Raw genomic sequence first — 24,054 nt, 5'->3', positions numbered from 1 at the left:
GATGGTTGCGGTGGTGGCCGGAGGCTCAACTCCGGAGGTGCCGGCGGATTTCGCCGTCGTGTCGTTCGTCGGTGGGGGTGAGGCCGGCGGCCCTGGCTACGGCCGCCGAGGCGCCGTGGTCGGGGTGGATATGGGCGATGACCGTGTGCACCGGCTGCCGGGCGAGCCAGTCGACGAGGGCGCGGGCCGCCTCAGTGGCGATGCCGCGCCCCTGCCAGGGGGTCCCCGCCCACCCACGCGATCTCGGCGACCGGTCCGGCGACCGTCGCCTGCACCGTGCCCGTCAGACACGACTCGGCACGGAGCCGGATCACCCAGTTCAGCCAGGAGACGGCCGGGTCCAAACAGCCCGCGGTGAGGCGCCGGTAGCCGAGCGCAGGGCCTCGGGCGTGTCCGGGGTGCCGCCGGTGAAGGTGTGCAGGGCCGGGTCGGACAGCACCGCGGCCATCTCCTCGGCGTGCCCGACGCGCAGCGGCAGCAGCTCCAGCCGCCCGGTGCCGAAGGTCTGAGCGGCGAGGACGGTCATGCCGTGCACAGCACGCCGCCTCGTGTCGGCGCGGGCTGTCGGCGGACTGTCGGCAGGGGGTGCGCCGGTGTAGGCGGGCTGTCGGTGGTTTGTCGGTGGGGCCTGGCACGGTTCTCCCCATGACGCGAATCGACAACAACGCCGTGACCGTTCGGGGGCTGGTGAAGCACTACGGCGACACCAAGGCGCTCGACGGAGTCGACCTGGACGTCCGCGAGGGCACCGTGATGGGTGTGCTCGGGCCGAACGGGGCCGGCAAGACGACCCTCGTACGGATTCTGTCCACGCTGCTGAGGCCCGACGCCGGGCAGGCGACCGTCGCCGGCTACGACGTCCTGCGGCAGCCCCGCCAGCTGCGCCGGGTGATCGGGCTGACCGGGCAGTACGCCTCGGTCGACGAGAAGCTGCCGGGCTGGGAGAACCTCTACATGATCGGGCGGCTGCTCGACCTGTCCCGCAAGGACGCCCGGGCCCGGGCCGACCAGTTGCTGGAGCGCTTCTCGCTGACCGACGCCGCCAAGCGGGCCGCCGGCACCTACTCCGGCGGTATGCGCCGCCGGCTGGATCTCGCCGCCTCGCTGATCGGGCATCCCCAGGTGCTGTACCTGGACGAGCCCACCACCGGTCTCGACCCGCGCACCCGCAACGAGGTGTGGGACGAGGTCAAGGCGATGGTCGGCGAGGGAGTGACCGTGCTGCTGACCACCCAGTACATGGAGGAGGCCGAGCAGCTCGCCTCCGAGCTGACCGTCGTGGACCGCGGGAAGGTCATCGCCGGCGGCAGGGTGGAGGAACTGAAGGCCAAGGTCGGAGGCCGGACGCTGCGCGTGAAGCCGGTCGATCCGCTGCAGGTCCGGCCGCTCGCCGCCATGATCGACGAACTGGGCATCACCGGGCTCGCGACCACGACCGTGGACGCCGAGAGCGGCACCCTGCTGGTGCCGATCCTCAGCGACGAGCAGCTGACCGCCGTGGTCGGCGCCGTCACCGCGCGTGGTATCACCATCAGCTCCATCATCACCGAACTGCCCAGCCTGGACGAGGTGTTCCTGTCCCTCACCGGCCATCGCGCCAGTGCCCCGCAGGACGCCACGCCCGCCGACGATCGCGAGGAGGTCGCCGTATGAGCGCCGTCACCACCACCCCGGCCGCCGACGTCCGGATCCCGCTGCGCGGGCATCTGCGGCACACCGGGGCCCTGATCCGCCGCAATCTGCTGTGGATCCGGCAGGACCCGGAGTCGATGTTCGACGCGGTGCTGATGCCGGTCGTCTTCACACTGCTGTTCGTGTACGTCTTCGGCGGCTCGATCGGGCAGGCGCTCGGCGGCGGCCAGGACGGCTACGTCCAGTACGTCATCCCGGGCATGATCGCGATGATGAGCATGACCCTCTCTCAGGGCGTCGGCACCGGGTTCAGCCAGGACTTCAACTCCGGTGTGATGGACCGGTTCCGGTCGCTGCCGATCGGGCGCGGCTCGGTGCTGTTCGCGAAGATCTCCGTCGAGCTGGTGCGGATGCTGTTCGCGACCGCCGTGCTGATGATCGTCGCCGTGCTGGTCGGCTTCCACGTCACCCACTGGGGCGGGGTGTTCGCCGCCGTGGGCCTGTCCGCGGTGTTCGCCTCGTCGATCATGTGGGTGTTCCTCACCCTGGGCGTGATCCTGAAGAGCGCGCAGTCCGTGCAGGCGATGGGGTTCCTGGTGCTGTTCCCGCTGCAGTTCGGTTCGTCGATCTTCGCGCCGACGAACTCGATGCCGGGCTGGCTGAAGGCCTTCACCGACTACAACCCGCTGTCCACGCTCGCCGACGCGGCCCGCGGACTGATGATCGGCGGCCCGGTCGCGCACGACCTGTGGATCACGCTGGGCTGGTCGGTGGGGATCACGGCGGTGGCGGCGCCGTACGCGATCCACAAGTTCCGCACCAAGAGCTGACTCAGATCAGGGCGGTGGCCTCCGCGAGGGAGAGGCCACCGCCCTCGGCGTACGCGGACTCGTAGGCGGCGTCGTCGCCGAGTACGGCGCGGACCTGGGCCTCGGTGCGGGCGAGCATCGTGCGTTCCATGCCGGAGCGGATGTGGCCGGGAGGCAGCAGGGCCTCGGCGGCGCCCAGACAGCGGGCGGCGTCCCGGGCGCGGGCGCCGCCGTCCACGCCGGGCAGCGCGTGCGCGGCGACGGTCAGGACCGAGGAGACGCTGTGCGGGGTCATGGCCTGGGTCAGCGGGTCGGTGGAGTGCCGTATCGCCTCGCGCAGCTTGGCGAGGGCTTCCGTGTGGAGGCCGTCCAGGGCGTCCACCCAGGCCTCCTGGGTGAGGATCAGGGCGTCGAAGACGATGAAGTGCGCGATCTGGAACTGGATGCGCAACAGGCGTAGTTGCTCGCGGGCCTCGGCGATCCGGTCGGTCAGCAGCAGCCACATGGTGAGGAAGAGCCGGGCGGCGGGCATCGCCTCGTTGTGGCTGCCGTCGTGGTCGGCGATGACTCCGCGCAGCAGCCGTTCACCGCGCTCGCTCTCGCCCAGTTCGAGCAGCGCCATGCCGAGGCGGGCGTTGAGCACGGCGACCTGGGAGTGGGCGCCGAGCCGTTCGGCGCATTCGATGGCGGCCTCGTAGTCGGCGGCGGCCGCCGGGTACTCCCCCTTGCGTTCCTGGGACTCGGCGCGCGCGGAGAAGGCCTCGGCGGTGCCCCAGTCGTCCCCGATGCGCCGGAAGAGCTCCAGGGCCTCGTCGGCGTCGCGGATGGCGGCACCGGCCGAGGCGGCGAAGTTGGCGAGCACGTTGGCGCGCAGCTGAAGGGCACCGGCGAGCTCCCACTCGTAGCCGGGCGTACGACGGCAGGTGTCGACGCCTGCGTCGACGAGGGCGCGCAGCTGCTCTAGGCCGCCGGTCAGCATCACGGCGAAGAACCAGAACAGGCCGGGGGCCCGGCAGGTCTGCGGCAGGCCGGGCTCGTAGACCTGGGTGACGGCGCGCATCTTGGCCTGCGCGGCCGGTGCCTGCCAGGCCTCCAACTCGGTGTCCATACAGGCCAGATGGGCCAGATGGACGCCACGCCGGGCCTCGATGAGGGCTTCTCCGGTGTACGGCGGCGGAGCCTCGGTCAGGCGCTGCCACACCGGTTCGGCGCGGCGGACCGGCTCGGCGAAGGGGTCGGGGCCGAGGGCCATGATGTCGGCGCACCAGGTGCGGGTCTCGACGCGCTTGTCACGCAGCTGCCAGTACCAGACCAGGGAGTGGGCCAGGCACAGCGCCTCCTGCTCGTCCTTGGTCGCGATGGCGTGGCGCACGGCGGTGCGCAGGTTCTCGTACTCCAGCTCCAGCCGTGCCACGGCGGCGTGCTGGCCGGAGCCGCGCAGCAACGGGTCGGTGGTGCGGGCGAGTTCGCGGTAGTACGTCAGATGGGCGCGCTCGGCGGTGGCGCGCTCGCCGCTCTCGTCGAGGCGTTCGCGGGCGTACTCGGCGACGGTCTCCAGGAGCCGGTAGCGCATCCCGTGCCCGTCCGAAGGGGCGGCGACGACAAGGGACTTGTCGACCAGGGAGGCGAGCGCGTCGAGGGCGGCGGGGCCGCAGACGGCCTCGGCGGCGGCCAGGTCGCAGCCGCCCGCGAAGACGGAGAGCCGGCCGAGGACGTCCCGTTCGCCGGCGTCGAGCAGGTCCCAGGACCAGTCGACGACCGCGCGCAGGGTCTGCTGGCGGGGCAGCACGGTACGGCTGCCGGAGGTGAGCAGGCGGAAGCGGTCGTCGAGGCGGTCCGCGATCTGACGGGGCGTGAGCATCCGCAGCCGGGCGGCGGCGAGCTCGATGGCGAGGGGCAGCCCGTCCAGGCGGCGGCAGATCTCGGCGCAGGCCGCCGCGGTCTCCTCGTCGGCGTCGACCGTGAAGCCGGGCCGGGCCGCGCCGCCCCGGTCGGCGAGCAGCCGCAGCGCCACCGGCTCGGGCAGCGGCTCCACCGGCCGCAGCAACTCCCCCGGGACGCCGAGGGGTTCGCGGCTGGTGGCGAGGATCGTCAGGTCCGGGCAGCGCTCCAGGAGCCGGGCCGACAGGTCGGCCGCCGCGTCGACGACGTGCTCGCAGTTGTCGAGGACGATCAGCATCCGGCGCCGGGCGCAGTGGTCGACGAGCCGCTCGACCGGATCGTCGTGCCGGTCGGCGGCGGCCCGCATGCCCTCGGCGCCGGCGCCGTAGAGCACGGTCTCACGGGCGCCGAGCGCGCTGAGCACGGCCTCGGGGACGTCGGCCGGGTCGTCGACGGGGGCCAGTTCGGCCAGCCACACCCCGTCCCGGGCGGCGTACCGCACGGTCTCGGCGGCCTCCTGGGACAGCCGTGTCTTGCCGGCCCCGCCGGGCCCGAGCAGCGTGACCAGCCGGGCGGCGGCAAGGTCGCCGCGAATGGCGTCCAGGTCGGCCTCGCGCCCGACGAAGGAGGTGAGCCGGGCGCGCAGGTTGCCGGGCCTGGACGGCTCTTGGAGCGCCGGTGCCGGTTCGAGCAACTCCGCGTGCAGGGCGCGCAGTTCAGGTCCAAGGTCGGAGCCGAGGCGGTCGGCGAGCAGGTGTCGTACGGCGTCGTGGGCGGCCAGCGCCTCGGCGGTGCGGCCACAGCTGTGCAGGGCGCGCAGGCGCAGCGTCTGGAGGGGCTCGTCCAGGGGGTGGGCGTGGCACAGGGCGGTCAGCTCGGGCAGGGCCTGTTCGGCGTGGCCGAGGGCGAGGGCGGCGGTGTGGCGGGCGCGCAGCGCGTCCAGGCGGCGGACGTCGACGCGGGCCGCCTCGGCGCTGCGGTCGGGCAGGTCGGCCAGGGCCGGGCCGTGCCACAGGGCGAGGGCGTCGTCGAGGACGGTCGCCGCCTTGGCGGGGTCGCCGTCGGCGAGCGCGCGCAGGGCTTCGCCGGTGAGCCGCTCGAAGCGGTGCAGGTCGACGTCGTCGGGGGCGGCCGCGAGGCGGTAGCCGCCGTCGGTGGACTCGATCGCGTCCGCGCCGAGCGCCCGCCGCAGCCGGCCGACCAGCGCCTGCAGCGCGCCGCCGGCGTCGGCGGGCGGGTCGGCGCCCCACACCTCCTCGACGAGCAGCCCGGCCGGCACCCCGCGTCCGGCCCGCAGCGCCAGCACGGTCAGCAGGGCACGCAAACGCGCCCCGCCCACGGGAACGGCCGTGCCGTCGGGGCGGAGTGCCTGGGTGGTGCCGAGGATCCGGTAGCGCACGGGGTCCATTGTCCCTTGAGACGCCCGGGTGCCGCCTCAGGGTTTCAGATGCGCATGAACTGGGAGGAGCCGAGGGTGAGGGTCTGGCGGGGGACGGGGATCTCGATCCGGTCGCCGAAGACGCCGGACTCCTCGTGCTGATACCCGCCGCCGTCGGGGCGGGTCAGCGGGGTCCAGCGGGCGGAGAGCACGTCGACGATGAGACAGACCGGGATACCGCGCAGGGTGCAGTGGCCCGGCTTGGTGTTGTAGTCCCCGACCGCCGCCCAGCCGGGCAGCCCGGCCTCGATCTGGTTGGCGATGCGCCGTGCCGTCGCAGTGTACGCGTGAGTGACCGGTACCAGTGCCAGGCCGTTCTCCGTCAGCCGGAGGCGCGCGCTGCGCGGGAGTGGATCTGGTCCTGAACCAGTTCGACCCAGCCCTCGGCGGTCGTCATGGACACCTCCTGGTCCGACTCGATATGAGCGTAACGACTACCGGAACCAACAGGCCTCCGCATGACGTTCTTCTCACGTCACCTGTACGGTCGACCCCGCACGCCGCCGCCACCGAAGCGACACAGGAGTCCTGCCCCATGACCGCCACCACCACCCGCCACAGCGACCGGCGGATCAGTCCCGTCTTCGTCGGGATCCTGGCCGTCACCGCGGTTACCGGGTGGGCCACCTGGTCCGGGTTCGCCCAGCAGCCCGGGGTCGCGGTGTTCCTGTTCGTGACGGCGGCCTGGATCGTCTCCCTGTGCCTGCACGAGTACGCGCACGCGCGCACCGCCCTGCACAGCGGTGACATCACCGTGGGCGCCAAGGGCTATCTGACCCTGAACCCGCTGAAGTACACCCACGCCCTGCTGAGCATCGTGCTCCCGGTGCTGTTCGTGATCATGGGCGGGATCGGTCTGCCGGGCGGCGCGGTCTTCATCGAGCGCAACCGGATCCGCGGCCGGTGGCGGCACAGCCTCATCTCGGCCGCCGGCCCGCTGACGAACGTGCTCTTCGCCGCCGTCTGCACCGCGCCGTTCTGGCTGCACTCCCTGGACGGCGTCCCGCGCGACTTCCGTTACGCCCTCGCCTTCCTCGCCCTGCTCCAGGTCACGGCCGCGATCCTGAACTTCCTGCCGGTGCCGGGCCTGGACGGCTACGGCGTGATCGAGCCCTGGCTGTCGTACGACATCAAGCGCCAGGTGGAGCCGTTCGCGCCGTTCGGCCTGCTGTTCGTGTTCGCGCTGCTGTGGGTGCCGTCGATCAACAGCGCGTTCTTCGACGTGATCGACGGGCTGCTGCGCGGCCTTGGCGTGGACGACGTGAACCGTTACTGCGGTCAGGAGCTGTACCGCTTCTGGCAGGGGACGAACGAGTACTGCTCCATCGCCCAGTAAGCCCTCACGGAGCCCTCAGCCGAGAGCGGGAACTCCTCGCCCAGCGCCTGGAACAGCGCCGTGTCGAGGGCGACGCGCGCTTTCTGAGTCACCGCCACCGTGTCGGCGAAAAAGGCCCGCCCTCCGAGGGGAGAGCGGGCCTGGTCACCCGTGGATCACGGCAGTGTGAGGATCTCCGCGCCGGTGTCGGTCACCACCAGCGTGTGCTCGAACTGCGCGGTCCGCCTGCGGTCCTTGGTGACGACCGTCCAGCCGTCGTCCCACATGTCGTACTCGTACGTCCCGAGCGTCAGCATCGGCTCGATCGTGAAGGTCATCCCGGGCTGCATCACGGTCGTCGCGTGCGAGCTGTCGTAGTGCGGGATGATCAGCCCGGAGTGGAACGACGAGTTGATGCCGTGACCGGTGAAGTCCCGGACCACGCCGTATCCGAAGCGCTTGGCGTACGACTCGATGACCCGGCCGATGATGTTGATCTGCCGGCCGGGCTTGACCGCCTTGATCGCCCGGTCGAGGGACTCCCGGGTCCGCTCGACCAGCAGCCGGCTCTCCTCGTCGACGTCCCCGACCAGGTAGGTCGCGTTGTTGTCGCCGTGCACCCCGCCGATGTACGCCGTCACGTCCAGGTTGACGATGTCGCCGTCCTGGAGGACCGTCGAGTCCGGAATGCCGTGGCAGATGACCTCGTTGACGCTGGTGCACAGGGACTTGGGGAAGCCGCGGTAGCCGAGCGTGGACGGATACGCCCCGTGGTCGCACATGTACGCGTGGGCGACCTTGTCGAGTTCGTCCGTGGTCACGCCCGGCGCGATGATCTTCGCGGCCTCCTCCATCGCCTGGGCGGCGATGCGGCCGGCGGTCCGCATCGCCTCGATGGTCTCCGGGGTCTGCACCTCGGGCCCGGTGTACGGGGTCGGCGCGGGTTTGCCGACGTACTCGGGGCGGCGGATGTTTCCGGGTACCGAACGGGTGGGAGAGAGCTCCCCTGGTGCGAGCAGCGACTGGCCAGACATGCCAGCGAGTCTAACCAGCGGGCATGCGGGAACATGTGGATGGGGAAAGGAGCCGGTCATGGCCCTGTTCAAGAAGCGGACCGTCGGCAAGCCGGGCGAGTGGTACTACTGCCTGGAGGACAAGAAGGTCGAGGAGGGCCCCGAGTGCCCCGGCAAGGACCGGTTCGGCCCTTACGCCACACGTGAGGAGGCCGAGCACGCGATGGAGATCGCGCGGGAGCGCAACCTCCAGTGGGAGAACGATCCGCGCTGGCACGACGCGCCGGAGTCCCCGGAAGAGAGCTGATCAGAGCGGGGTGGGTGCGGCCGTGCGCTGAGCGCGCAGCCGCACTGCGTGCTCGTTGGTCCGGGCGTCGTACGACATCAGGGCGGGGAGGCACAGGGCCAGCAGGCCGACCGTGCCCGCGCACAGCAGGCCGCCCACGCCGACGGACGCCCGTAGGCCCAGCCATCCGGCCATGCCGCCGGCCCTGACCTGGCCGAGGGTCGGGCCCACGGAGTAGGACAGCAGCTCGATCCCGGCGAGCCGGCCGCGCAGCTCGTCGGGGATCGTCTGGTTCCACATGGCGCCACGGAAGATCCCGCTGACCATGTCGCAGCCGCCGGCGACGGCCAGGAACAGCAGGACCAGCCATACGTCGGTCATGGCGCCGGCGGCGGCGATCGCCAGGCCCCACAGCGCGGCCGACAGCACCACCATCCGCCCGTGCCGGCGCACCCGCCCGGTCCACCCGCTGACCAGGCTCACGAGGAGCGACCCGGCCGGGATGCTCGCGTACATCAGGCCCAGGGACCATTTCGCGTCCAACTGGTCGGCCAGGAACGGGAGGACGGCCAGCGGCATGGCCAGGAACATCGCCGCGAGGTCGACGGCGTAGGTGCCGAGGAGTTCCTTGCGGCCCCAGGCGTAACGGGCGCCCTCCGCGATGGAGCGGAGGGACGGCTTCACGGCCTCGTGGGAGGCGGGGGACGCGGCGACCGGGAGGATCAGGACGACCGAGACGGCGAAGGTGACGAGGTCGGCACCGTACGCCCAGCCGAGGCCCGCGTACGCCACGACCAGGCCGGCGGCGGCGGGGCCCGCGACCCCGCCGACCGTCCAGCGGAACGAGTTGAGGGCCGCCGCGGCCGGGAGGTCGTCGTGGGCGACGATCCTGGGCCAGAGCGAGTCGAGAGCGGGGCGCTGGACCGCCCCCAGGGCGGAGGAGAGTGCGGCGACGGCGTACAGCGGCCAGACGGCCGGATGCGGCAGCAGGGCGTTCACCAGCAGCGCCGCGCTGAGCAGGCCCTGACCGGCCTCGGTCCACAGGATGAGCAGACGCTTGTCGAGGGCGTCGGCGAGGGCGCCGCCGTAGAGGCCGAAGAGGATGAGCGGGAGCAGCTCGACCGCACCGATGGCCCCTACGGCGGCCGCGGAACCGGTGAGGTCCTTGATCTGCACCGGGACCGCGACGAACGTCAGGAAAGTCCCGAAGTTGCTGATCAGGCCGGAGGTCCACAGCCGCCGGAAGTCGACGGAAGCCTTCCAGGGGGCGAGGTCGGGGAGGAGGGTCACGCTGGGCCATGCTGAACGGCGCGGTGCGCCACATCAACCGCTTTTCCCGCGCACCCACCGACCCGACTCGGTTGGCAGAGAGTTGGCCCAGTCGGGTGGGTGGGCGATCACCAGGAGGTGGGGGGCGGTGCCGTTATCGTCTCCGCCAGCCTTGACAGGCGGTCGCGGAAGCGGCGGCGCGTCCTCGGGGAGGGGCCGTTCTCGCCTGTCGCCGCGCTGACCAGGTGCTGGACCGTGTCCAGGTCCAGTTCCGCGCCCTCGGGAACCGTGAGGGTCTCGTGGGCCATCGCCGTGAGCGCGTCGTCGGCCGTGGCGGACAGCGCCAGTACCGTCACCCCGGCCCGGCGGGCCGTGTGGACGTGGTCCAGGAGCGGTGCCGACTCGCCCGGCGCGACGACGAGCAGCGTCTCGCCCCGGCGGGCCGCCTCGATACGGCCGGGGCCGACCGCGAGGTGCGCCGGGTCGGTGGGACGCGCGTCGTGTCGTACGAGAGTCGGCGCCAGTTCCGGCGTACCGGACCACGCCGCCTCGTCCACCAGGTGCGCGGCGAGATGCCACGGCTCGTAGTCCGGGGTGCCGAGCAGGAGCAGTCCGCCGCCGTGGGTGACCACCGAGCCCCGCAGAGCGCCCGCGAATCTCCGTGTCGCCCCCAACCACTCGGTCCCGGCGAGCACTTCGCGCAACAATGCGACCCGTACGGCGTCCATGCCCCCGCATACTGCCGCAACCGGCCACCTGTGACGCGGAGTTCACCCCGAATTCGCCCAACCCGGGGAGAAGGCGGCCCATGAGCGACGTAGAAGCAAGCATTCCCTTTCGCGCGGGCACCGAGGGCTACGCCAGTTTCCGGATCCCGGCGGTGGTGGTCTCCCGGGCGGGCACGGTGCTCGCCTTCTGCGAGGGGAGGGTCAACTCCGCGGCCGACCACGGGCACATCGACGTCGTGCTGAAGCGGTCCGGGGACGGGGGGCGTACCTGGGGGCCGCTCCAGGTCGCCGCCGGCAACGGCACGGACCTCGCCGGCAATCCGGCCCCCGTCGTCCTCGACTCCGGCCGGATCCTGCTCGTCCACGTCCGCAGCGCCGCCTCCGCCACCGAGGACGGCATCCTGCGCGGGCAGGTGCCGGACGCGGACGGGCGGCGGGTGTGGGTGCAGCACAGCGACGACGACGGGGTGACGTGGTCCGCTCCGCGGGAGATCACCAAGACGGTGAAGAAGGCCGGGTGGCGGTGGTACGCCACGACGCCCGGGCACGCCGTCCAGTTGCGCTCCGGACGGGTCGTCGTACCCGCGAACCACACCGTCGCGCCCACCGGGGCCGACAACGGCACCGAGGGGAAGTACAACAGCGGCCACTGCCTGCTCAGCGACGACCGGGGCGAGACCTGGTACCTCGGTTACGTCGACGAGAACACCGACGGGTACGTCAACGTGAACGAGACCACCGCCGCCGAACTCCCCGACGGTCGGGTCTACTTCAACACCCGCAACGACTCGCCGTCACCGGGCAACAGGGCCGACGCGCACTCGGAGGACGGCGGGAAGACGCTGGTGAAGCCCTTCCGGCCGCAGGCCGGGCTTACCGCGCCCGTCTGCGAGGCCTCCGTGCTGCAGCTGCGGGATCCCGATCTGCTGCTCTACTCGGGCCCGGCGGACCCCGCCACCCGCGCGCTGATGACGATCCGCGCGTCGGCCGACGGCGGCACCACCTGGCGCCCCGTCCACCCGGTCGACGGTCTACCCGCCGCGTACTCCGACCTGGCCAGGATCGACGCGGCCACCGTCGGACTGCTGTACGAGACCGGGGACTTCAGCGCGTACGAGACGATCACCTTCCGCCGGGTGCCCGTGGACAGGCTCACCTGACCGGGTGCGGCCGCCGTCACGGACGTAGAGTCGGCCCATGACCTCTTCCGACACTTCCGACAGTGCACAGCAGCCGGCGGCCGAGAAGGCCCCTGCCAAGGATCCCTGGGACCTGCCCGACGTCTCCGGCCTGGTCGTGGGTGTACTCGGCGGCACCGGCCCGCAGGGCAAGGGCCTCGCCTACCGGCTGGCCCGGGCCGGCCAGAAGGTGATCATCGGTTCGCGGGCCGCCGAGCGCGCGCAGGCCGCCGCCGACGAGCTCGGTCATGGTGTCGAGGGCGCCGAGAACGCCGAGTGCGCGCGCCGCAGTGACCTCGTGATCGTCGCCGTACCCTGGGAGGGGCACGGCAAGACGCTGGAGGCGCTGCGCGGGGAACTGGCCGGCAAGCTGGTCGTGGACTGCGTCAACCCGCTCGGTTTCGACAAGCAGGGCGCCTACGCGCTCAAGCCGGAGGAGGGCAGCGCGGCGGAGCAGGCCGCGGCGCTGCTGCCGGACTCGCGGGTCACGGCCGCGTTCCACCACCTTTCCGCGGTGCTGCTCGCGGACCCGCAGGTCGAGGAGATCGACACCGACGTGATGGTGCTGGGCGAGGTGCGGGCGGACGTGGAGATGGTGCAGGCGCTGGCCGGGCGCATCCCGGGGATGCGGGGCATCTACGCGGGGCGGCTGCGCAACGCCCACCAGGTGGAGTCCCTGGTCGCCAACCTGATCTCGGTCAACCGCCGCTACAAGGCACACGCCGGGCTCCGCGTCACGGACGTCTGAGCGGATGGGGGACACTGGTGGCTGCCATCGTGTCCCCCTACCCGCAGCACGGAAAGCGACTTCCTCTCATGCCCCGTCTCGCCCTCTACGCGCTGGTCGTCTGCGTCCTCGCCGTCGCCGCCGCCGTCATCTCCTTCGTCCAGGGCAGTTGGCTGATGGGCGTCGTCTGGGTGCTGCTGACGGGTCTGTCGTCGAACATGACCTGGTACTACGCGAAGCGCGGCCGCGACGACAGGCCGGCCGCTAGCTGAGACCCGGCTGCCTCTCCGCCCCCTCCAGCAGGACCCGCCCGCCGATCTCCACCCAGCCGTACGGCTGTGGTGCCGTGAGGATCTGCGAGCCCCTGCCCTGGGTGATGTTCAGGGCCCGGCCCAGCTGCGCGGTGAGCAGGAGGGCGGCCGCCCCGGTCGCCTCGTCCTCGTCGATCCCGTCGTCGCGGCCGGGAAAGCCACGGGCACGCACCCGCCCGGCCGGCTCGTCCTCCCATGCCCAGGCATACAGCCACTCCCCCGGCGGCGGCACCGGCAGGGCGTCGACCTCGGTGGCCGTGGCGTACTGACGCAGGGTGCGCGGCGGGGCCCACTCCGGGAGCGCCTCGATCCAGCTGAACTCCCCGTCCAGGCGGGCGCCGACCACGCCCGCCGGTGTGACCAGTTCGGGGACGTCCAGCAGCCAGGCCGTGCCGACGCAGGGGTGGCCGGCGAAGGGCAGCCGCAGGGTGGGGGTGTAGATGTCGATGGCCCCGCGCTCGGGGTCGTCCACGAACACGGTCTCGCTGAAGCCGAGTTTCGCCGCCAGCGCCTGCCGGTCCTCCCGCCGGGGCAGCACCGAACCGTCCCGGACGACCCCGAGTCCGTTGCCGTATCCGCCGTTCGCCGCGCAGAAGACACGCAGCACGTCGTAATCAGTCACTCCGGCATTGAAGCACTCGTGGCGGCCGCGCCGCCGCCGAAGACCGCGCGGCCACCGAAGGCCGGTGGCGGTCCCGGTGACGGTCTCTGTGATCTTTCTGTGTCTGGTGAATCACACCCCGCGCGGGTAAGAGTGAGGTAAGTCTCAGGTAAGTTAGGTATGCCTCACCACACCTCCTTCGCTTGGAGCCTGCATGCGTGCCGTCCGACTCACCGTCACCGCCGCCGCCACCGCGGCCGCCCTGACCGCCCTCTCGGCCTGCACGGCGAAGAGCGACGCCAAGGACGGTGACGCGATCCAGGTCACCGCCGCCGACGCCACGTGCGGGACGTCGATCGAGTCCGTGCCGGCCGGGCACGTCACGCTCGCCATCGAGAACAAGGGCTCCAAGGCCACCGAGGTGGAGATCCTCTTCCCGGACGACCGGATCGTCTCGGAGAAGGAGAACATCGGGCCGGGCACCAAGTACACGCTCACCGCCGAGGTGAAGGCGGGATCGTACGAGATAGCCTGCCGGCCCGGCATGAAGGGGCACGGCGTCCGGCAGAAGCTGACCGTCACCGGCTCCGGCGCCACCGCCAAACGCAACCCCCGGCTCGACAAGGCCGTCGCCGACTACCGCGAGTACGCCCAGGAGCAGGCCGACGCCACCGTCCCGCTCGCCCAGACCTTCGCCGACGCCGTCAAGGCCGGTGACCTGGAGGCCGCCAGGAAGGCGTACGCGCCCTCCCGGCTCGGCTGGGAGCGCACCGAGCCGATCGCCGAGTCGTTCGGCGACATCGACCCCAAGACCGACACCCGCGCCGACGGCCTGGAGGCGGGCCAGAAGTGGACCGGCTGGCACCGGCTGGAGAAGTCCCTCTGGGCGGACAAGAAGATCGGCGCGTCCGAGAAGACGCTCGCCGATCAGCTCGTCACCGACCTGACGGACTGGCAGAAGCGGGTCGGCAAGGCCGAGATCACCCCGACCTCCATGGCCAACGGCGCCAAGGAACTCCTCGACGAGGTCGCCACCGGCAAGGTCACCGGTGAGGAGGAGCTCTACTCCCACACCGACCTGGTCGACTTCAAGGCCAACGTCGAGGGCGCCCAGAAGGCGTACGAACTGCTCAAGCCGGTCGCCCGGAAGAACGACCAGGCCCTGACCACCGAACTCGACAAGCAGTTCGCCGCGCTGAACACGCTGCTCGACAAGTACCGCCCGGACAAGGCGTCGTACGACTTCATGTCCTACGACAAGGTCGCCGACGACCAGCGCAAGGAGCTGTCCGACGCGGTCAACGCCCTCGCGGAGCCGCTGTCCAAGCTCGCCGCGGCCGTCGTCAAGTAAGGGGCGGGACATGGCCGAGAAGACCAGTCCGTCACGTCGCGCGCTCATCGGCTGGGGAGGGGCCGGGCTCGCGCTCGGCGCCGCCGTGGCGGGCGGCGCGGTGGCGATGACCGAGGCCGGCGACGACATGGACCCGGCCGCCGCCGACGCCGGTGGGGCGGTGGAGTTCCACGGCGCCCACCAGGCCGGCATCGCCACCCCTGTTCAGGACCGGCTGCACTTCGCCGCGTTCGACGTGAAGACCGACGACCGGGCCGGGTTCGTCCAGCTGCTGAAGGACTGGACGGCCGCGGCCCGGCGGATGACCGCGGGGAAGGCGGTCGGCGAGGGCGCGTACGGCGGGCTCGCCGAGGCGCCCCCGGACGACACCGGCGAGGCCCTCGGGCTCAGGCCGTCCCGGCTGACGCTGACGATCGGCTTCGGGCCGTCCTTCTTCGGGAAGTTCGGGCTGACGGACCGACGCCCCGCCGCGCTCGTCGAGCTGCCCAAGTTCCCCGGGGACAATCTCGACACCTCCCGTACCGGCGGTGATCTGTGCATCCAGGCCTGCGCCGACGATCCGCAGGTCGCCGTGCACGCCATCCGCAACCTCGCCCGGATCGGCTTCGGCAAGGTCGCCATCCGCTGGTCCCAGCTCGGCTTCGGGAAGACCTCGTCCACGACCCCGGACGCCCAGACGCCCCGCAACCTCATGGGGTTCAAGGACGGCACCCGCAACATCGCGGGGACCGAGACCGACCGGCTGAAGAAGTTCGTCTGGGTCGGATCCTCCGACGGTCCCGCGTGGATGAGCGGTGGGTCGTATCTCGTCGCCCGGCGCATCCGGATGAACATCGAGACCTGGGACCGGACTTCGCTCCAGGAGCAGGAGGACGTCTTCGGGCGGGACAAGGGCGAGGGCGCCCCCGTCGGCAAGGCCAAGGAGCACGACGAGCCGTTCCTGAAGGCGATGAAGCCGGACGCCCATGTGCGGCTCGCGCACCCCGACTCCAACGGCGGGGTCACCATCCTGCGCCGGGGCTACTCCTTCACCGACGGGACGGACGGGCTCGGGCGGCTCGACGCCGGACTGTTCTTCCTGGCCTACCAGCGTGACGTGCGCGGGGGGGTTCATCCCGCTGCAACGCAGGCTGGCGGCGTCCGACTCACTCAACGAGTACATCCAGCACGTGGGTTCGGCGGTCTTCGCGGTCCCGCCCGGCGTCCGGGACACGGACGACTGGTGGGGCCGGACGCTGTTCTCCGAGGAGGCGTGATCCGTGTTCTCCAACTATCTGATCGGGCTGCGCGAGGGCCTTGAGGCCTCGCTCGTCGTCTGCATCCTCATCGCCTATCTGGTCAAGACCGGGCGCAGGGACGCCCTGAGGCCGATCTGGATCGGCATCGCGGTGGCGGTGCTGATCGCCATGGGCTTCGGCTGCGCGCTCGAATTCGGCTCCCAGGAGCTGACGTTCCAGGCGCAGGAGGCGCTCGGCGGGTCCCTGTCCATCGTGGCGGTGGTCCTGGTGACCTGGATGGTGTTCTGGATGCGGCGCACCGCCCGGCACCTCAGGTCGGAGCTGCACGGCAGGCTGGACGCGGCCCTCGCGATGGGCACCGGCGCGCTGGTCGCCACCGCGTTCCTCGCCGTGGGCCGCGAGGGCCTCGAGACCGCCCTGTTCGTGTGGGCGTCCGTGCACGCGGCCAGCGACGGCACCCCGCGCCCCCTGATCGGCGTCGCCCTGGGCCTCGCCACCGCGGTCCTCCTGGGCTGGCTCTTCTACCGCGGCGCCCTGCGGATCAACCTCGCCAGGTTCTTCACCTGGACCGGCGGCATGCTGGTGGTGGTCGCGGCGGGCGTGCTGGCGTACGGCTTCCACGACCTCCAGGAGGCCGGCTGGGTCCCGGGCCTGACCGACCTGGCCTTCGACATCAGCGGCACCATCCCGCCGGACAGCTGGTACGGCACCCTCCTCAAGGGCGTCTTCAACTTCCAGCCCGACCCGACGGTGTTCCAGGTCACGGTGTGGCTGCTGTACCTGGTCCCGACGCTCGTACTCTTCCTCGCCCCGGTAGGGTTCGCCTCCGGGAAGGGGAAGGTGAAGGCACCTGATGACGCACCTGACGACCAGGGATCGCGGTCCTCGACGGCTCCGCAGGCGTGACCGGAACGCGCTCATAGCGGTCTCGCTGACCGCCATGTCGCTGTCGGCGAGCGGATGCGTGGTGGTGCACGGGGAGCGCGAGGTGCTCCCCGCCACCACCCGCGCCGAGGCCGCCAAGGCGCTGAAGCGGTTCACGGACGCGTACAACAAGGCCGACCAGGCCTACGACGCCTCCCTGGATGCCGACTACACGACCGGCGCCCTCGCCGACATCGACTCCGCGCGCCTGAAGGCCGGGCACGTGAACAGCCCGAGCGGCAACTCCGGCCACTCGGCGCTGGAGTTCGACGACGTCACGTACACCATCCCCAAGAAGGCCGGCTGGCCGCGCTGGTTCCTCGCCGACGCACACGGCAACAAGGGCGGCGACGACCGCTGGCTGCTCGTCTTCACCCGCGACAGCCTCTCCGAGCCGTTCCAGGTGGCGTATCTGACGCTGGTCGCGCCGGACAACGTACCGAAGTTCAAGACCGACAAGGACGGCTGGGCCGAGGCCGTGGCCGCGAACAGCACCCAACTGGCCGCCCCCCCGGCCGCCTTGGGCCAGGACTACACCACGTACCTGAAGAGCGGCGGCACCGTCTTCGCGGCCGGCCCACACACCAGCGGCTGGCGCACGGACCGCAAGAAGTCGACCAAGCCGGGCCTCGCGACCCAGTACATCGACGAGCCGCTGACCAACGGCGACTACGCGCCGCTCGCCCTGCGCACCACCGACGGCGGCGCGATGGTGTTCTTCGCCACCCGCTACTACGCCAAGCAGACCGCGGCCGCGGGCACTTCCGTGCCGACGCCGAACCAGGACGTCAAGGCCCTCACCAAGGGTGAGATCAAGCAGTCGCTGACCATGGAGTTCGTCTCCAACCAGGCCGCCCTGGACCCCGCCGGCACCGGAAAGGTCTCGGTCCTGGGACGTATCCAGGGGCTGACCTCCGCGGAGGGCTCCTGAGCTACCGCCGCGGCGGCCAGGCCGCGCCCACCTGGTCGGACTCGGCACCGGCATGCCGGGCGCCGACGTCGGTGAGGATCTCCAGGAGGGTCAGCGGGTCGGGCAGCGCGTGCTCGGGGCCGCGCACCCAGTGCACCCCCCGGTCGTCGTCACCGGGCAGCCGGGCGGGCGGTACGAGGACGTACGACCCCCGGCAGTGCCAGCGCAGGCCCGGGTGCTCGTCCATGGTCTCGGGGTGGCAGTCCAGCTCGCACGGCCACCACTCGTCCTCGTCCTCGGGGGTGCCGCGGGTGAGGGTGAAGAACAGCATGCGGCCGTCGTCGCTCTCGGCGACCGGACCGACCTCGACGCCCTTCGCGAGCAGCCGTTCCAGCGCCTGCCGGCCGGCCTCCAGGGGGACGTCCAGGACGTCATGCGTCATCCCGGTCGCGGTGATGAAGTTGGCCTGGGGCTGGTGCCGGGCCCAGCGCTCGATCTGGGCGCGGTCGGTGGTGGACTGCGTCTGCCACGCGAACGACACCGGGTGGCGGGCCGGGGTGGGGCAGCCGACGCGGTCGCAGGAGCAGCGGTAGCCGGGGGCGGGATACGCGGCGGGGGCCAGCGGGAGGCCCGCCTCGGCGGCGGCGAGCAGCAGGGCCGCACGGCTGTCGTCGTCGGTGCCGGCGGCTTCCTTCGGCCGCCGTCCGAGCAGCCACTGGGAGAGTTTGCCGTGCCGGCCACTCCGGCCGCCGAACGTCGCGCTCATGTATCGCCTCGCCTCGCTGTGGTGCGGACAGCATGCCTTATGGTCCCATCTGGGCGTGAAGGGGGGTACGCGAGGCAGGGGTGAGGGCGCTTGCGTCCTTACGCCTCCGCGCCCGGCGGCGGCCATCCGTCGCCCCAGTCCGCGTCCCGCGCCGCCCTGTACAGGTCGCCGTGCCGTTTCGTGACCGTGGTCCGTCGCAGTTGCTCCTCGGCCTCGCACAGGTCGAGGAGGACCTGGCCCTTGCGGATCTGCGGTCGCCGGACCACCCGGGCCGGCGCCGGGGCGGCCGGGAAGCGGGTGGCTGCCACATAGCTGAACTTCTCGTCCTCGTAGGCCAGTGATCCGCCCTTGACCTGGCGGTGCAGGGAGGAGCGGCTGACCCGGGCCGAGAAGTGGCACCAGTCCGTGCCGGGGACGATCGGGCAGGCGGCGCTGTGCGGGCAGGGCGCGGCGACCCGGAAGCCGCCGGCGATCAGGCGGTCGCGGGCCTCGATGACCCGGGCGTAGCCCGCAGGGGTGCCGGCCTCGACGATGACGACGGCCTGCGCGGCGGCTGCGGCGGCGTCAACGAGGGCGGCACGGTCTGCCTGGTCGAGTTCGTTGAGAACGTACGACACCGTGACGAGATCAGTGCTCTCAATGGTGAGCGACGCTCCGATCCGAGAGCGCCGCCATGATGCCTCCCGCAGTGCCGGGTTCGCCGCGGCCATCTCCCGGCCGAGGGCCAGCGCCGGCTCGGCCCAGTCCAGCACCGTCACCGGCCGCACCCCGGCCCAGGTGTCGGTCACCGCCCAGGTCGCCGCGCCCGTCCCGCCGCCGACGTCCACATGGCTCCCCGGCACCCAGCCCTCCGGCACCGCGGCGGCGAACGCCGCCAGCGCCGCCCGTACCGCCTCGAAGGTCGCCGGCATCCGGTACGCCGCGTAGGCCACCACGTCCGCCCGGTCCCGCAGGATCGGCGCGTCGGTCGGGGTGGCCCCCCGGTAGCTGGCGATCAGCCGCTCGACGGCTCCGGCGGCCTGCTTCGGGGGAAGGCCGTCGAGGAGTGCGGAGAGGGTGGCTCGGAGCTGGTCGGCCGGGGATTGGGGGTGGTTCACCCGGCGATTGTATGGACAGCCCTGGCCAGCCGTGTCGCCGCGGCCGCCCGGGGTGCACTGTCACCCGGCCGCCGCCGCGGATGCACGGTGTTGGCCAGCAGTACGAGGAAGGTGTCCGTCGCCCGGTCCAGCACCAGGCTCGTCCCCGTGAACCCGGTGTGCCCGGCCGCGCCCCGGCCCGCCAGTTCGCCCATGAACCACGGCTGGTCCAGCAGGAACCCCAGGCCGGGCGGGCTCAGCAGCAGGTCCACGAAGTCGGGGCCGAGGATGCGCGCCGGGCCGTACGCGCCGCCCGTCAGCAGCGCCCGGCAGAAGACGGCCAGGTCCCGGGCCGTGGAGAACAGGCCCGCGTGCCCGGCGACCCCGCCCAGCGCCCAGGCGGTCTCGTCGTGCACGACACCGCGCAGCATGCCCCGGTCCGCCTTGGCCCACGGCCGTCGCTGGTCCTCGGTGGCCGCCGCGCCCGGGCAGGGGCCGAAGTCGGTGGCGGTCATCCCGAGCGGGCGGGTGATGCCCTCGTGGACGAGGACGTCGAGGGTGCGGCCGGTGATCCGCTCCAGGACGTACTGGAGGAGGAGCATGTTGAGGTCCGAGTAGCGGTACGTGCCGGGTGCGCTGCTCGGCGCCTCGGCGCGGAGCAGGTCGAGGCGGGCCGCGTCGTCGGGGCAGTCGTAGAGGGGGAGTTCGGGGCGCAGGCCCGAGGTGTGGGTGAGGAGCTGGCGGACGGTGATGCCGTGGACGGCGGCCGCCCGGAAGTCGGGGAGGTAGGCGCCGACGCGGGCGTCGATGCCGAGGGTGCCGCGTTCGAGTTGCTGCACGGCGGCGACCGCGGTGAAGAGCTTGGTGAGGGAGGCCAGGTCGAAGCGGGTGCCGACGGTCATCGGGACCCGGGCGGCGGGCGGCAGTTCGACACCGGCGTCGGCCTCGGGGTCGTACCCGGACCAGCGCACCGCCCAGCCGGCCGCCTGCTGCACGGCGATCACGGGCCCACGCCCGGCGACCACCACGGTCCCGGCCGCCCAGGGCCGCTCACCGGCGGTGAGGTCGTGCACTTCGCGCACGAGGTGGCTGAGTTCCGCGGGGTCGAGCCCGGCCCGTTCCGGTGTCTCGACGCGCAGTCTCGGTACGCTCAGCTCTCTTCTCCCTTTCTCGACTTCGCTCGAATGAGGGCACCCCCATCCTCCGTCCCCGCACGTGTGTTCCCGCGCGCCGTCCGGGGACGGCACATTCCCACGAAGCAGGCCAGCGCCACCAGTGTCCCCGCCAGTTGGACGATCGCCATGGGGACCGCGGTTCTCTCCCCGGCGATGCCGACCAGCGGCGAGGCGACCGCGCCCACCAGGAACGAGGAGGTCCCGAGCAGCGCGGACGCGGAGCCTGCGGTGTGCCGGGTGCGCAGCAGGGCGAGGGACTGGGCGTTGGGGAGGGTGAAGCCCATCGCGGACATCAGCACGAAGAGGGCGGTGGCGACGGGAGCGAGGCCGACCGGGCCGAAGACGCCGGTGGACATGAGGAGCAGGGCGGTCGCGGCGAGGACGGTCACGACCAGACCCGCGCCCAGCACCTTGTCCAGGCCGACACGGCCGACCAGCACCCTGCCGTTGATCTGCCCGGCGATCACCAGCCCGACCGAGTTGAGCCCGAAGAGCAGGCTGAAGGTCTGCGGGGATGCGCCGTAGATCTCCTGGATGACGAAGGGCGAGGCCGAAATGTAGGCGAAGAGCGCGGCGAAGGCGAAGCCGCCCGCGAGCATGTAGCCGGTGAAGGGGAGGTCGGCGAGCAGGGTGCGCATGGCGCGTACGGCGGCGGCCGCTCCCCCGGCGTGCCGGTCGGCGGCCGGCAAGGTCTCCGGGAGCTTCGCCCACACCACCGCGGTGAGGACGGCGCCGACGACGGTCAGGACGGCGAACACGCCCCGCCAGTCCGTCACCCGCAGGATCTGCCCGCCGATCAGCGGGGCGATGATCGGGGCCACCCCGGAGACCAGCATCAGGGTGGAGAAGAAACGGGCCATCGCGACACCGTCGTGGAGGTCGCGTACGACGGCTCGGGCGATGACTATGCCGGCCGCGCCCGCGAGGCCCTGGACGAGACGGAGGGCGACCAGGGTCTCGACGTTGGGCGCGACGGCGCACAGGGCGGTGGCGGCGACGTAGAAGGCGAGGCCGGTCAGCAGCGGGCGGCGGCGGCCCCAGCGGTCGCTCATCGGGCCGACGACCAGCTGGCCGAGGGCCATGCCGGCGAGGCACGCGGTGAGGGTGAGCTGGACGGTCGCGGCGGGGGCGTGCAGGGAGCGGGTGACCTCCGGCAGGGACGGGAGGTACATGTCCATCGCCAGCGGGGGCGTCGCGGTGAGGCCGCCGAGGAGCAGGACCAGCAGCAGCCCGGCGCGGCGGGCGGTGGGGGTGGGGGTGGCGGGCCCCCGGGCTGTGGGAACGGCGGTGTCCTGGGTGTCCGATGTCGGCGGTGCCGGCTGCTCGGGCATGTCCCCCCTCGCTCTCTCGTGAAGTCGCGGGCTCGCTGGTCCCTGCCTTGGTGAGCGACTTGCTGGACGTCTTACCGAACGTCTTGCTGAACGCCGATGTCCGGCGCCTATGCTCTCAGCTCGTACAGACTGCCTGGAAACACATGAGCGAGGGTGGGGCGGCCGGGATGGCTGAGCAGCAGAGTGTGCGGTGGGGGATCCTGGCGACGGGCGGGATCGCGGCCGCGTTCGCGGCTGACCTGGTCGATCTGCCCGACGCGGAGATCGCGGCGGTGGCCTCGCGGTCCCCGGAGTCGGCGGAGGCGTTCGCGGAACGGTTCGGGATCGGGCGGGCGTACGGCGACTGGGAGTCGCTGACCCGGGACGAGGACATCGACATCGTCTACGTCGCCACTCCGCACTCGGCGCACCGGGCGGCCGCCGGGCTGTGCCTGGAGGCGGGGCGGAACGTGCTGTGCGAGAAGGCGTTCACGGTCAACGTCCGCGAGGCCGAGGAACTGGTCGCGCTGGCGAAGGAGCACGACCGCTTCCTGATGGAGGCGATGTGGATGTACTGCAACCCGCTGGTGCGGCGGCTGAAGACGCTGGTCGGGGACGGGGCGATCGGCGAGGTGCGGACCATACAGGCGGACTTCGGGCTGGCTGGGCCGTTCCCGGCGGCGCACCGGCTGCGGGACCCGGCGCTGGGCGGGGGCGCGCTGCTGGACCTGGGGGTGTACCCGGTGTCGTTCGCGCAGTTGCTGCTCGGTGAGCCGGACGGGCTGTCGGCGCGAGCGGTGCTCTCGGAGGAGGGCGTTGATCTCCAGACGGGTGCCCTGCTCTCCTGGGAGAGCGGTGCTCTCGCGACGGTGCACTGCTCCATAGTCGGCGGCACCGGCACCACCGCCTCGGTCACCGGGTCGCTCGGCCGGATCGACATCCCGGACGGCTTCTTCAACCCCGAGCGTTTTGTGCTGCACCGCGACGGCCGCGACCCGGTGGAGTTCGCCCCGGACCCGGCCGACGGCCCGCGAGGCAGCTTCCGCCACGAGGCCAGGGAGGCCATGCGCGCCCTGCGGGCCGGCGAGAAGGAGTCCCTGCTCGTCCCGCTCGACGGCACCCTCGCGGTCATGCGCACCCTGGACTCCCTCCGCGAGCTGATCGGCGTCCGCTACCCCGGGGAGGCGTGACCCGGCCGGGGCGCTCCTGCGGGGTGCGCGGCGTGACCTCAGGGGCGCGCCTGCCGGGCGTGATCTGAGGGGCCGCGCTGTCTAGGCTGCGACCCCATGAATGCCAAGCAATCGAAGATCGCGGTGGTCACCGGCGCCGGCTCCGGGGTCGGGCGGGCCGTGGCCGTGGAGCTGCTGCGGGCCGGCTGGTCGGTGGCGCTGGCCGGGCGGCGCCCTCAGACGCTGGAGGAGACGGCGGCGCTGGTGCCCGAGGGCGCCTCCGTCGCCGTACGCACGGACGTGGCGCTGCCGGAGGACGTGGCCGGGCTGTTCGCGGCGGCCGTCGCGCGGTTCGAGCGGGTGGACCTGCTGTTCAACAACGCGGGGACGTTCGGGCCCGGCGGGGTGCCCGTGGAGGATCTCGCCTACGAGGCGTGGCGGCACGTCGTGGACACCAACCTCAACGGGGCGTTCCTGTGCGCGCAGGCGGCGTTCCGGCAGATGAAGGAGCAGGAGCCGCGGGGCGGGCGGATCATCAACAACGGGTCCATCTCGGCGCACACGCCCCGCCCGCACTCCGCCCCCTACACCGCGACCAAGCACGCGCTGACCGGCCTCACCAAGTCGCTGTCCCTGGACGGGCGGCCGTACGGCATCGCGGTCGGGCAGATCGACATCGGCAACGCGGCCACGGACATGACGGCCCGGATGCAGACCGGCGCCCTGCAGGCGAACGGGGAGATCGCCCCGGAACCCGTGATGGACGTGGCCGATGTGGCGCGTACCGTGCGGCACATGGCCGAGCTGCCGCTGGAGGCGAACGTGCAGTTCGTGACGGTGCTGGCGACGGCGATGCCGTACGTCGGGCGGGGCTGAACCGCCGTTCAGCCCGGACCTTCGCAACTTGCACAAGCGGAATTCAAACGTCCGCGGTACTCCGGCCGGTA

The 24,054-nt window shown here is 72.1% G+C and carries 23 protein-coding genes and 2 pseudogenes; 13 read left to right on the top strand and 12 right to left on the bottom strand.

Annotation, left to right across the window (positions count from 1 at the left end; all coding sequences use genetic code 11):
* Nucleotides 1-25: 25 nt before the first annotated feature.
* Nucleotides 26-235, bottom strand: a pseudogene (locus tag ABZ396_RS25490) (GNAT family N-acetyltransferase); the annotation flags it as partial.
* 84 nt (nucleotides 236-319) lie between these two features.
* On the bottom strand, nucleotides 320-526 hold the full coding sequence (locus ABZ396_RS25485; protein ID WP_358921802.1) for a hypothetical protein: 207 nt from the start codon (nucleotides 524-526) through the stop codon (nucleotides 320-322).
* Between the two features lie 119 nt (nucleotides 527-645).
* On the opposite strand from ABZ396_RS25485, the gene ABZ396_RS25480 reads away from it, so the two are divergent.
* Both ABZ396_RS25480 and ABZ396_RS25475 read left to right on the top strand, forming a co-directional pair.
* Nucleotides 646-1,653 (top strand): ATP-binding cassette domain-containing protein, encoded by a 1,008-nt coding sequence (locus ABZ396_RS25480; protein ID WP_358921800.1) that lies wholly within the window; start codon nucleotides 646-648, stop codon nucleotides 1,651-1,653.
* Nucleotides 1,650-2,462 carry an ABC transporter permease gene (locus tag ABZ396_RS25475; RefSeq protein ID WP_358921798.1) on the top strand — a complete coding sequence of 271 codons (813 nt, stop codon included), beginning with the start codon at nucleotides 1,650-1,652 and terminating at the stop codon, nucleotides 2,460-2,462. Before ABZ396_RS25480 ends, ABZ396_RS25475 begins: the two co-directional genes overlap by 4 nt.
* Before the next feature lies 1 nt (nucleotide 2,463).
* Here the strand turns inward: ABZ396_RS25475 and ABZ396_RS25470 are convergent, their stop codons facing one another.
* Together ABZ396_RS25470 and ABZ396_RS25465 are read right to left on the bottom strand one after the other, a co-directional pair.
* Nucleotides 2,464-5,730 carry a BTAD domain-containing putative transcriptional regulator gene (locus ABZ396_RS25470; RefSeq protein WP_358921796.1) on the bottom strand — a complete coding sequence of 1,089 codons (3,267 nt, stop codon included), beginning with the start codon at nucleotides 5,728-5,730 and terminating at the stop codon, nucleotides 2,464-2,466.
* Nucleotides 5,731-5,765: 35 nt separating this feature from the next.
* Nucleotides 5,766-5,912, bottom strand: coding sequence for a hypothetical protein (locus tag ABZ396_RS25465; protein WP_358921795.1), 147 nt, complete (start codon nucleotides 5,910-5,912; stop codon nucleotides 5,766-5,768).
* A gap of 383 nt (nucleotides 5,913-6,295) precedes the next feature.
* Between ABZ396_RS25465 and ABZ396_RS25460 the strand changes: the two genes are divergently transcribed.
* Nucleotides 6,296-7,096 carry a site-2 protease family protein gene (locus tag ABZ396_RS25460; protein WP_358921793.1) on the top strand — a complete coding sequence of 267 codons (801 nt, stop codon included), beginning with the start codon at nucleotides 6,296-6,298 and terminating at the stop codon, nucleotides 7,094-7,096.
* A 155-nt stretch (nucleotides 7,097-7,251) separates the two neighbouring features.
* On the opposite strand, the gene map is transcribed toward ABZ396_RS25460, so the two are convergent.
* On the bottom strand, nucleotides 7,252-8,109 hold the full coding sequence (map, locus tag ABZ396_RS25455) for a type I methionyl aminopeptidase (RefSeq protein WP_358921792.1): 858 nt from the start codon (nucleotides 8,107-8,109) through the stop codon (nucleotides 7,252-7,254).
* A 58-nt stretch (nucleotides 8,110-8,167) separates the two neighbouring features.
* On the opposite strand from map, the gene ABZ396_RS25450 reads away from it, so the two are divergent.
* Nucleotides 8,168-8,395: a hypothetical protein gene (locus ABZ396_RS25450; protein WP_358921790.1), complete on the top strand. Its 228-nt coding sequence runs from the start codon at nucleotides 8,168-8,170 to the stop codon at nucleotides 8,393-8,395.
* Here the strand turns inward: ABZ396_RS25450 and ABZ396_RS25445 are convergent, their stop codons facing one another.
* The gene (locus tag ABZ396_RS25445; protein ID WP_358921788.1) at nucleotides 8,396-9,664 is read right to left on the bottom strand and encodes an MFS transporter; all 1,269 of its coding nucleotides are present in this window, start codon (nucleotides 9,662-9,664) and stop codon (nucleotides 8,396-8,398) included.
* A 107-nt stretch (nucleotides 9,665-9,771) separates the two neighbouring features.
* On the bottom strand, nucleotides 9,772-10,371 hold the full coding sequence (locus ABZ396_RS25440; RefSeq protein ID WP_358921786.1) for a hypothetical protein: 600 nt from the start codon (nucleotides 10,369-10,371) through the stop codon (nucleotides 9,772-9,774).
* An 80-nt stretch (nucleotides 10,372-10,451) separates the two neighbouring features.
* Between ABZ396_RS25440 and ABZ396_RS25435 the strand changes: the two genes are divergently transcribed.
* The 3 genes from ABZ396_RS25435 to ABZ396_RS25425 all read left to right on the top strand — a co-directional run bounded on the left by ABZ396_RS25435 (nucleotide 10,452) and on the right by ABZ396_RS25425 (nucleotide 12,548).
* Nucleotides 10,452-11,531 (top strand): sialidase family protein, encoded by a 1,080-nt coding sequence (locus ABZ396_RS25435; RefSeq protein ID WP_358921784.1) that lies wholly within the window; start codon nucleotides 10,452-10,454, stop codon nucleotides 11,529-11,531.
* Nucleotides 11,532-11,568: 37 nt separating this feature from the next.
* Complete coding sequence (gene npdG, locus ABZ396_RS25430) at nucleotides 11,569-12,297, top strand: NADPH-dependent F420 reductase (RefSeq protein WP_358921782.1); 729 nt, start codon at nucleotides 11,569-11,571, stop codon at nucleotides 12,295-12,297.
* A 68-nt stretch (nucleotides 12,298-12,365) separates the two neighbouring features.
* Nucleotides 12,366-12,548 carry a hypothetical protein gene (locus ABZ396_RS25425; RefSeq protein WP_358921881.1) on the top strand — a complete coding sequence of 61 codons (183 nt, stop codon included), beginning with the start codon at nucleotides 12,366-12,368 and terminating at the stop codon, nucleotides 12,546-12,548.
* Here the strand turns inward: ABZ396_RS25425 and ABZ396_RS25420 are convergent.
* Complete coding sequence (locus ABZ396_RS25420) at nucleotides 12,541-13,209, bottom strand: PhzF family phenazine biosynthesis protein (protein ID WP_358921780.1); 669 nt, start codon at nucleotides 13,207-13,209, stop codon at nucleotides 12,541-12,543. The two genes, ABZ396_RS25425 and ABZ396_RS25420, sit on opposite strands and share 8 nt — an antisense overlap.
* A gap of 193 nt (nucleotides 13,210-13,402) precedes the next feature.
* On the opposite strand from ABZ396_RS25420, the gene efeO reads away from it, so the two are divergent.
* The 4 genes and pseudogenes from efeO (at nucleotide 13,403) to ABZ396_RS25400 (ending at nucleotide 17,632) form a co-directional block, all read left to right on the top strand.
* On the top strand, nucleotides 13,403-14,539 hold the full coding sequence (efeO, locus tag ABZ396_RS25415) for an iron uptake system protein EfeO (RefSeq protein WP_358921778.1): 1,137 nt from the start codon (nucleotides 13,403-13,405) through the stop codon (nucleotides 14,537-14,539).
* Nucleotides 14,540-14,549: 10 nt separating this feature from the next.
* Nucleotides 14,550-15,795, top strand: a pseudogene (efeB, locus tag ABZ396_RS25410) (iron uptake transporter deferrochelatase/peroxidase subunit).
* Between the two features lie 3 nt (nucleotides 15,796-15,798).
* Entirely contained in the window at nucleotides 15,799-16,683 is an 885-nt protein-coding gene (gene efeU, locus ABZ396_RS25405) for an iron uptake transporter permease EfeU (RefSeq protein ID WP_358921776.1), read from the top strand.
* Entirely contained in the window at nucleotides 16,631-17,632 is a 1,002-nt protein-coding gene (locus tag ABZ396_RS25400) for a hypothetical protein (RefSeq protein WP_358921774.1), read from the top strand. The genes efeU and ABZ396_RS25400 overlap by 53 nt, the downstream gene beginning before the upstream one ends.
* Before the next feature lies 1 nt (nucleotide 17,633).
* Here the strand turns inward: ABZ396_RS25400 and ABZ396_RS25395 are convergent, their stop codons facing one another.
* The 4 genes from ABZ396_RS25395 to ABZ396_RS25380 all read right to left on the bottom strand — a co-directional run bounded on the left by ABZ396_RS25395 (nucleotide 17,634) and on the right by ABZ396_RS25380 (nucleotide 21,959).
* The gene (locus ABZ396_RS25395) at nucleotides 17,634-18,377 is read right to left on the bottom strand and encodes a bifunctional DNA primase/polymerase (RefSeq protein WP_358921772.1); all 744 of its coding nucleotides are present in this window, start codon (nucleotides 18,375-18,377) and stop codon (nucleotides 17,634-17,636) included.
* Between the two features lie 98 nt (nucleotides 18,378-18,475).
* On the bottom strand, nucleotides 18,476-19,474 hold the full coding sequence (locus ABZ396_RS25390; protein ID WP_358921770.1) for a small ribosomal subunit Rsm22 family protein: 999 nt from the start codon (nucleotides 19,472-19,474) through the stop codon (nucleotides 18,476-18,478).
* Complete coding sequence (locus ABZ396_RS25385; RefSeq protein WP_358921879.1) at nucleotides 19,471-20,607, bottom strand: serine hydrolase domain-containing protein; 1,137 nt, start codon at nucleotides 20,605-20,607, stop codon at nucleotides 19,471-19,473. The genes ABZ396_RS25390 and ABZ396_RS25385 overlap by 4 nt, the downstream gene beginning before the upstream one ends.
* Nucleotides 20,604-21,959, bottom strand: a complete 1,356-nt coding sequence (locus ABZ396_RS25380) for a multidrug effflux MFS transporter (RefSeq protein WP_358921768.1) — start codon at nucleotides 21,957-21,959, stop codon at nucleotides 20,604-20,606. Before ABZ396_RS25380 ends, ABZ396_RS25385 begins: the two co-directional genes overlap by 4 nt.
* Before the next feature lie 167 nt (nucleotides 21,960-22,126).
* On the opposite strand from ABZ396_RS25380, the gene ABZ396_RS25375 reads away from it, so the two are divergent.
* The gene (locus ABZ396_RS25375; protein ID WP_358921766.1) at nucleotides 22,127-23,128 is read left to right on the top strand and encodes a Gfo/Idh/MocA family oxidoreductase; all 1,002 of its coding nucleotides are present in this window, start codon (nucleotides 22,127-22,129) and stop codon (nucleotides 23,126-23,128) included.
* Between the two features lie 96 nt (nucleotides 23,129-23,224).
* Nucleotides 23,225-23,983 (top strand): SDR family oxidoreductase, encoded by a 759-nt coding sequence (locus tag ABZ396_RS25370; RefSeq protein ID WP_358921765.1) that lies wholly within the window; start codon nucleotides 23,225-23,227, stop codon nucleotides 23,981-23,983.
* The last annotated feature ends 71 nt before the right edge of the window (nucleotides 23,984-24,054 follow it).

This window comes from Streptomyces sp. NPDC005866 (genome assembly GCF_040629895.1).
GTDB lineage: Bacteria > Actinomycetota > Actinomycetes > Streptomycetales > Streptomycetaceae > Streptomyces.
This window is presented reverse-complemented; position numbering and strand designations above follow the sequence as displayed.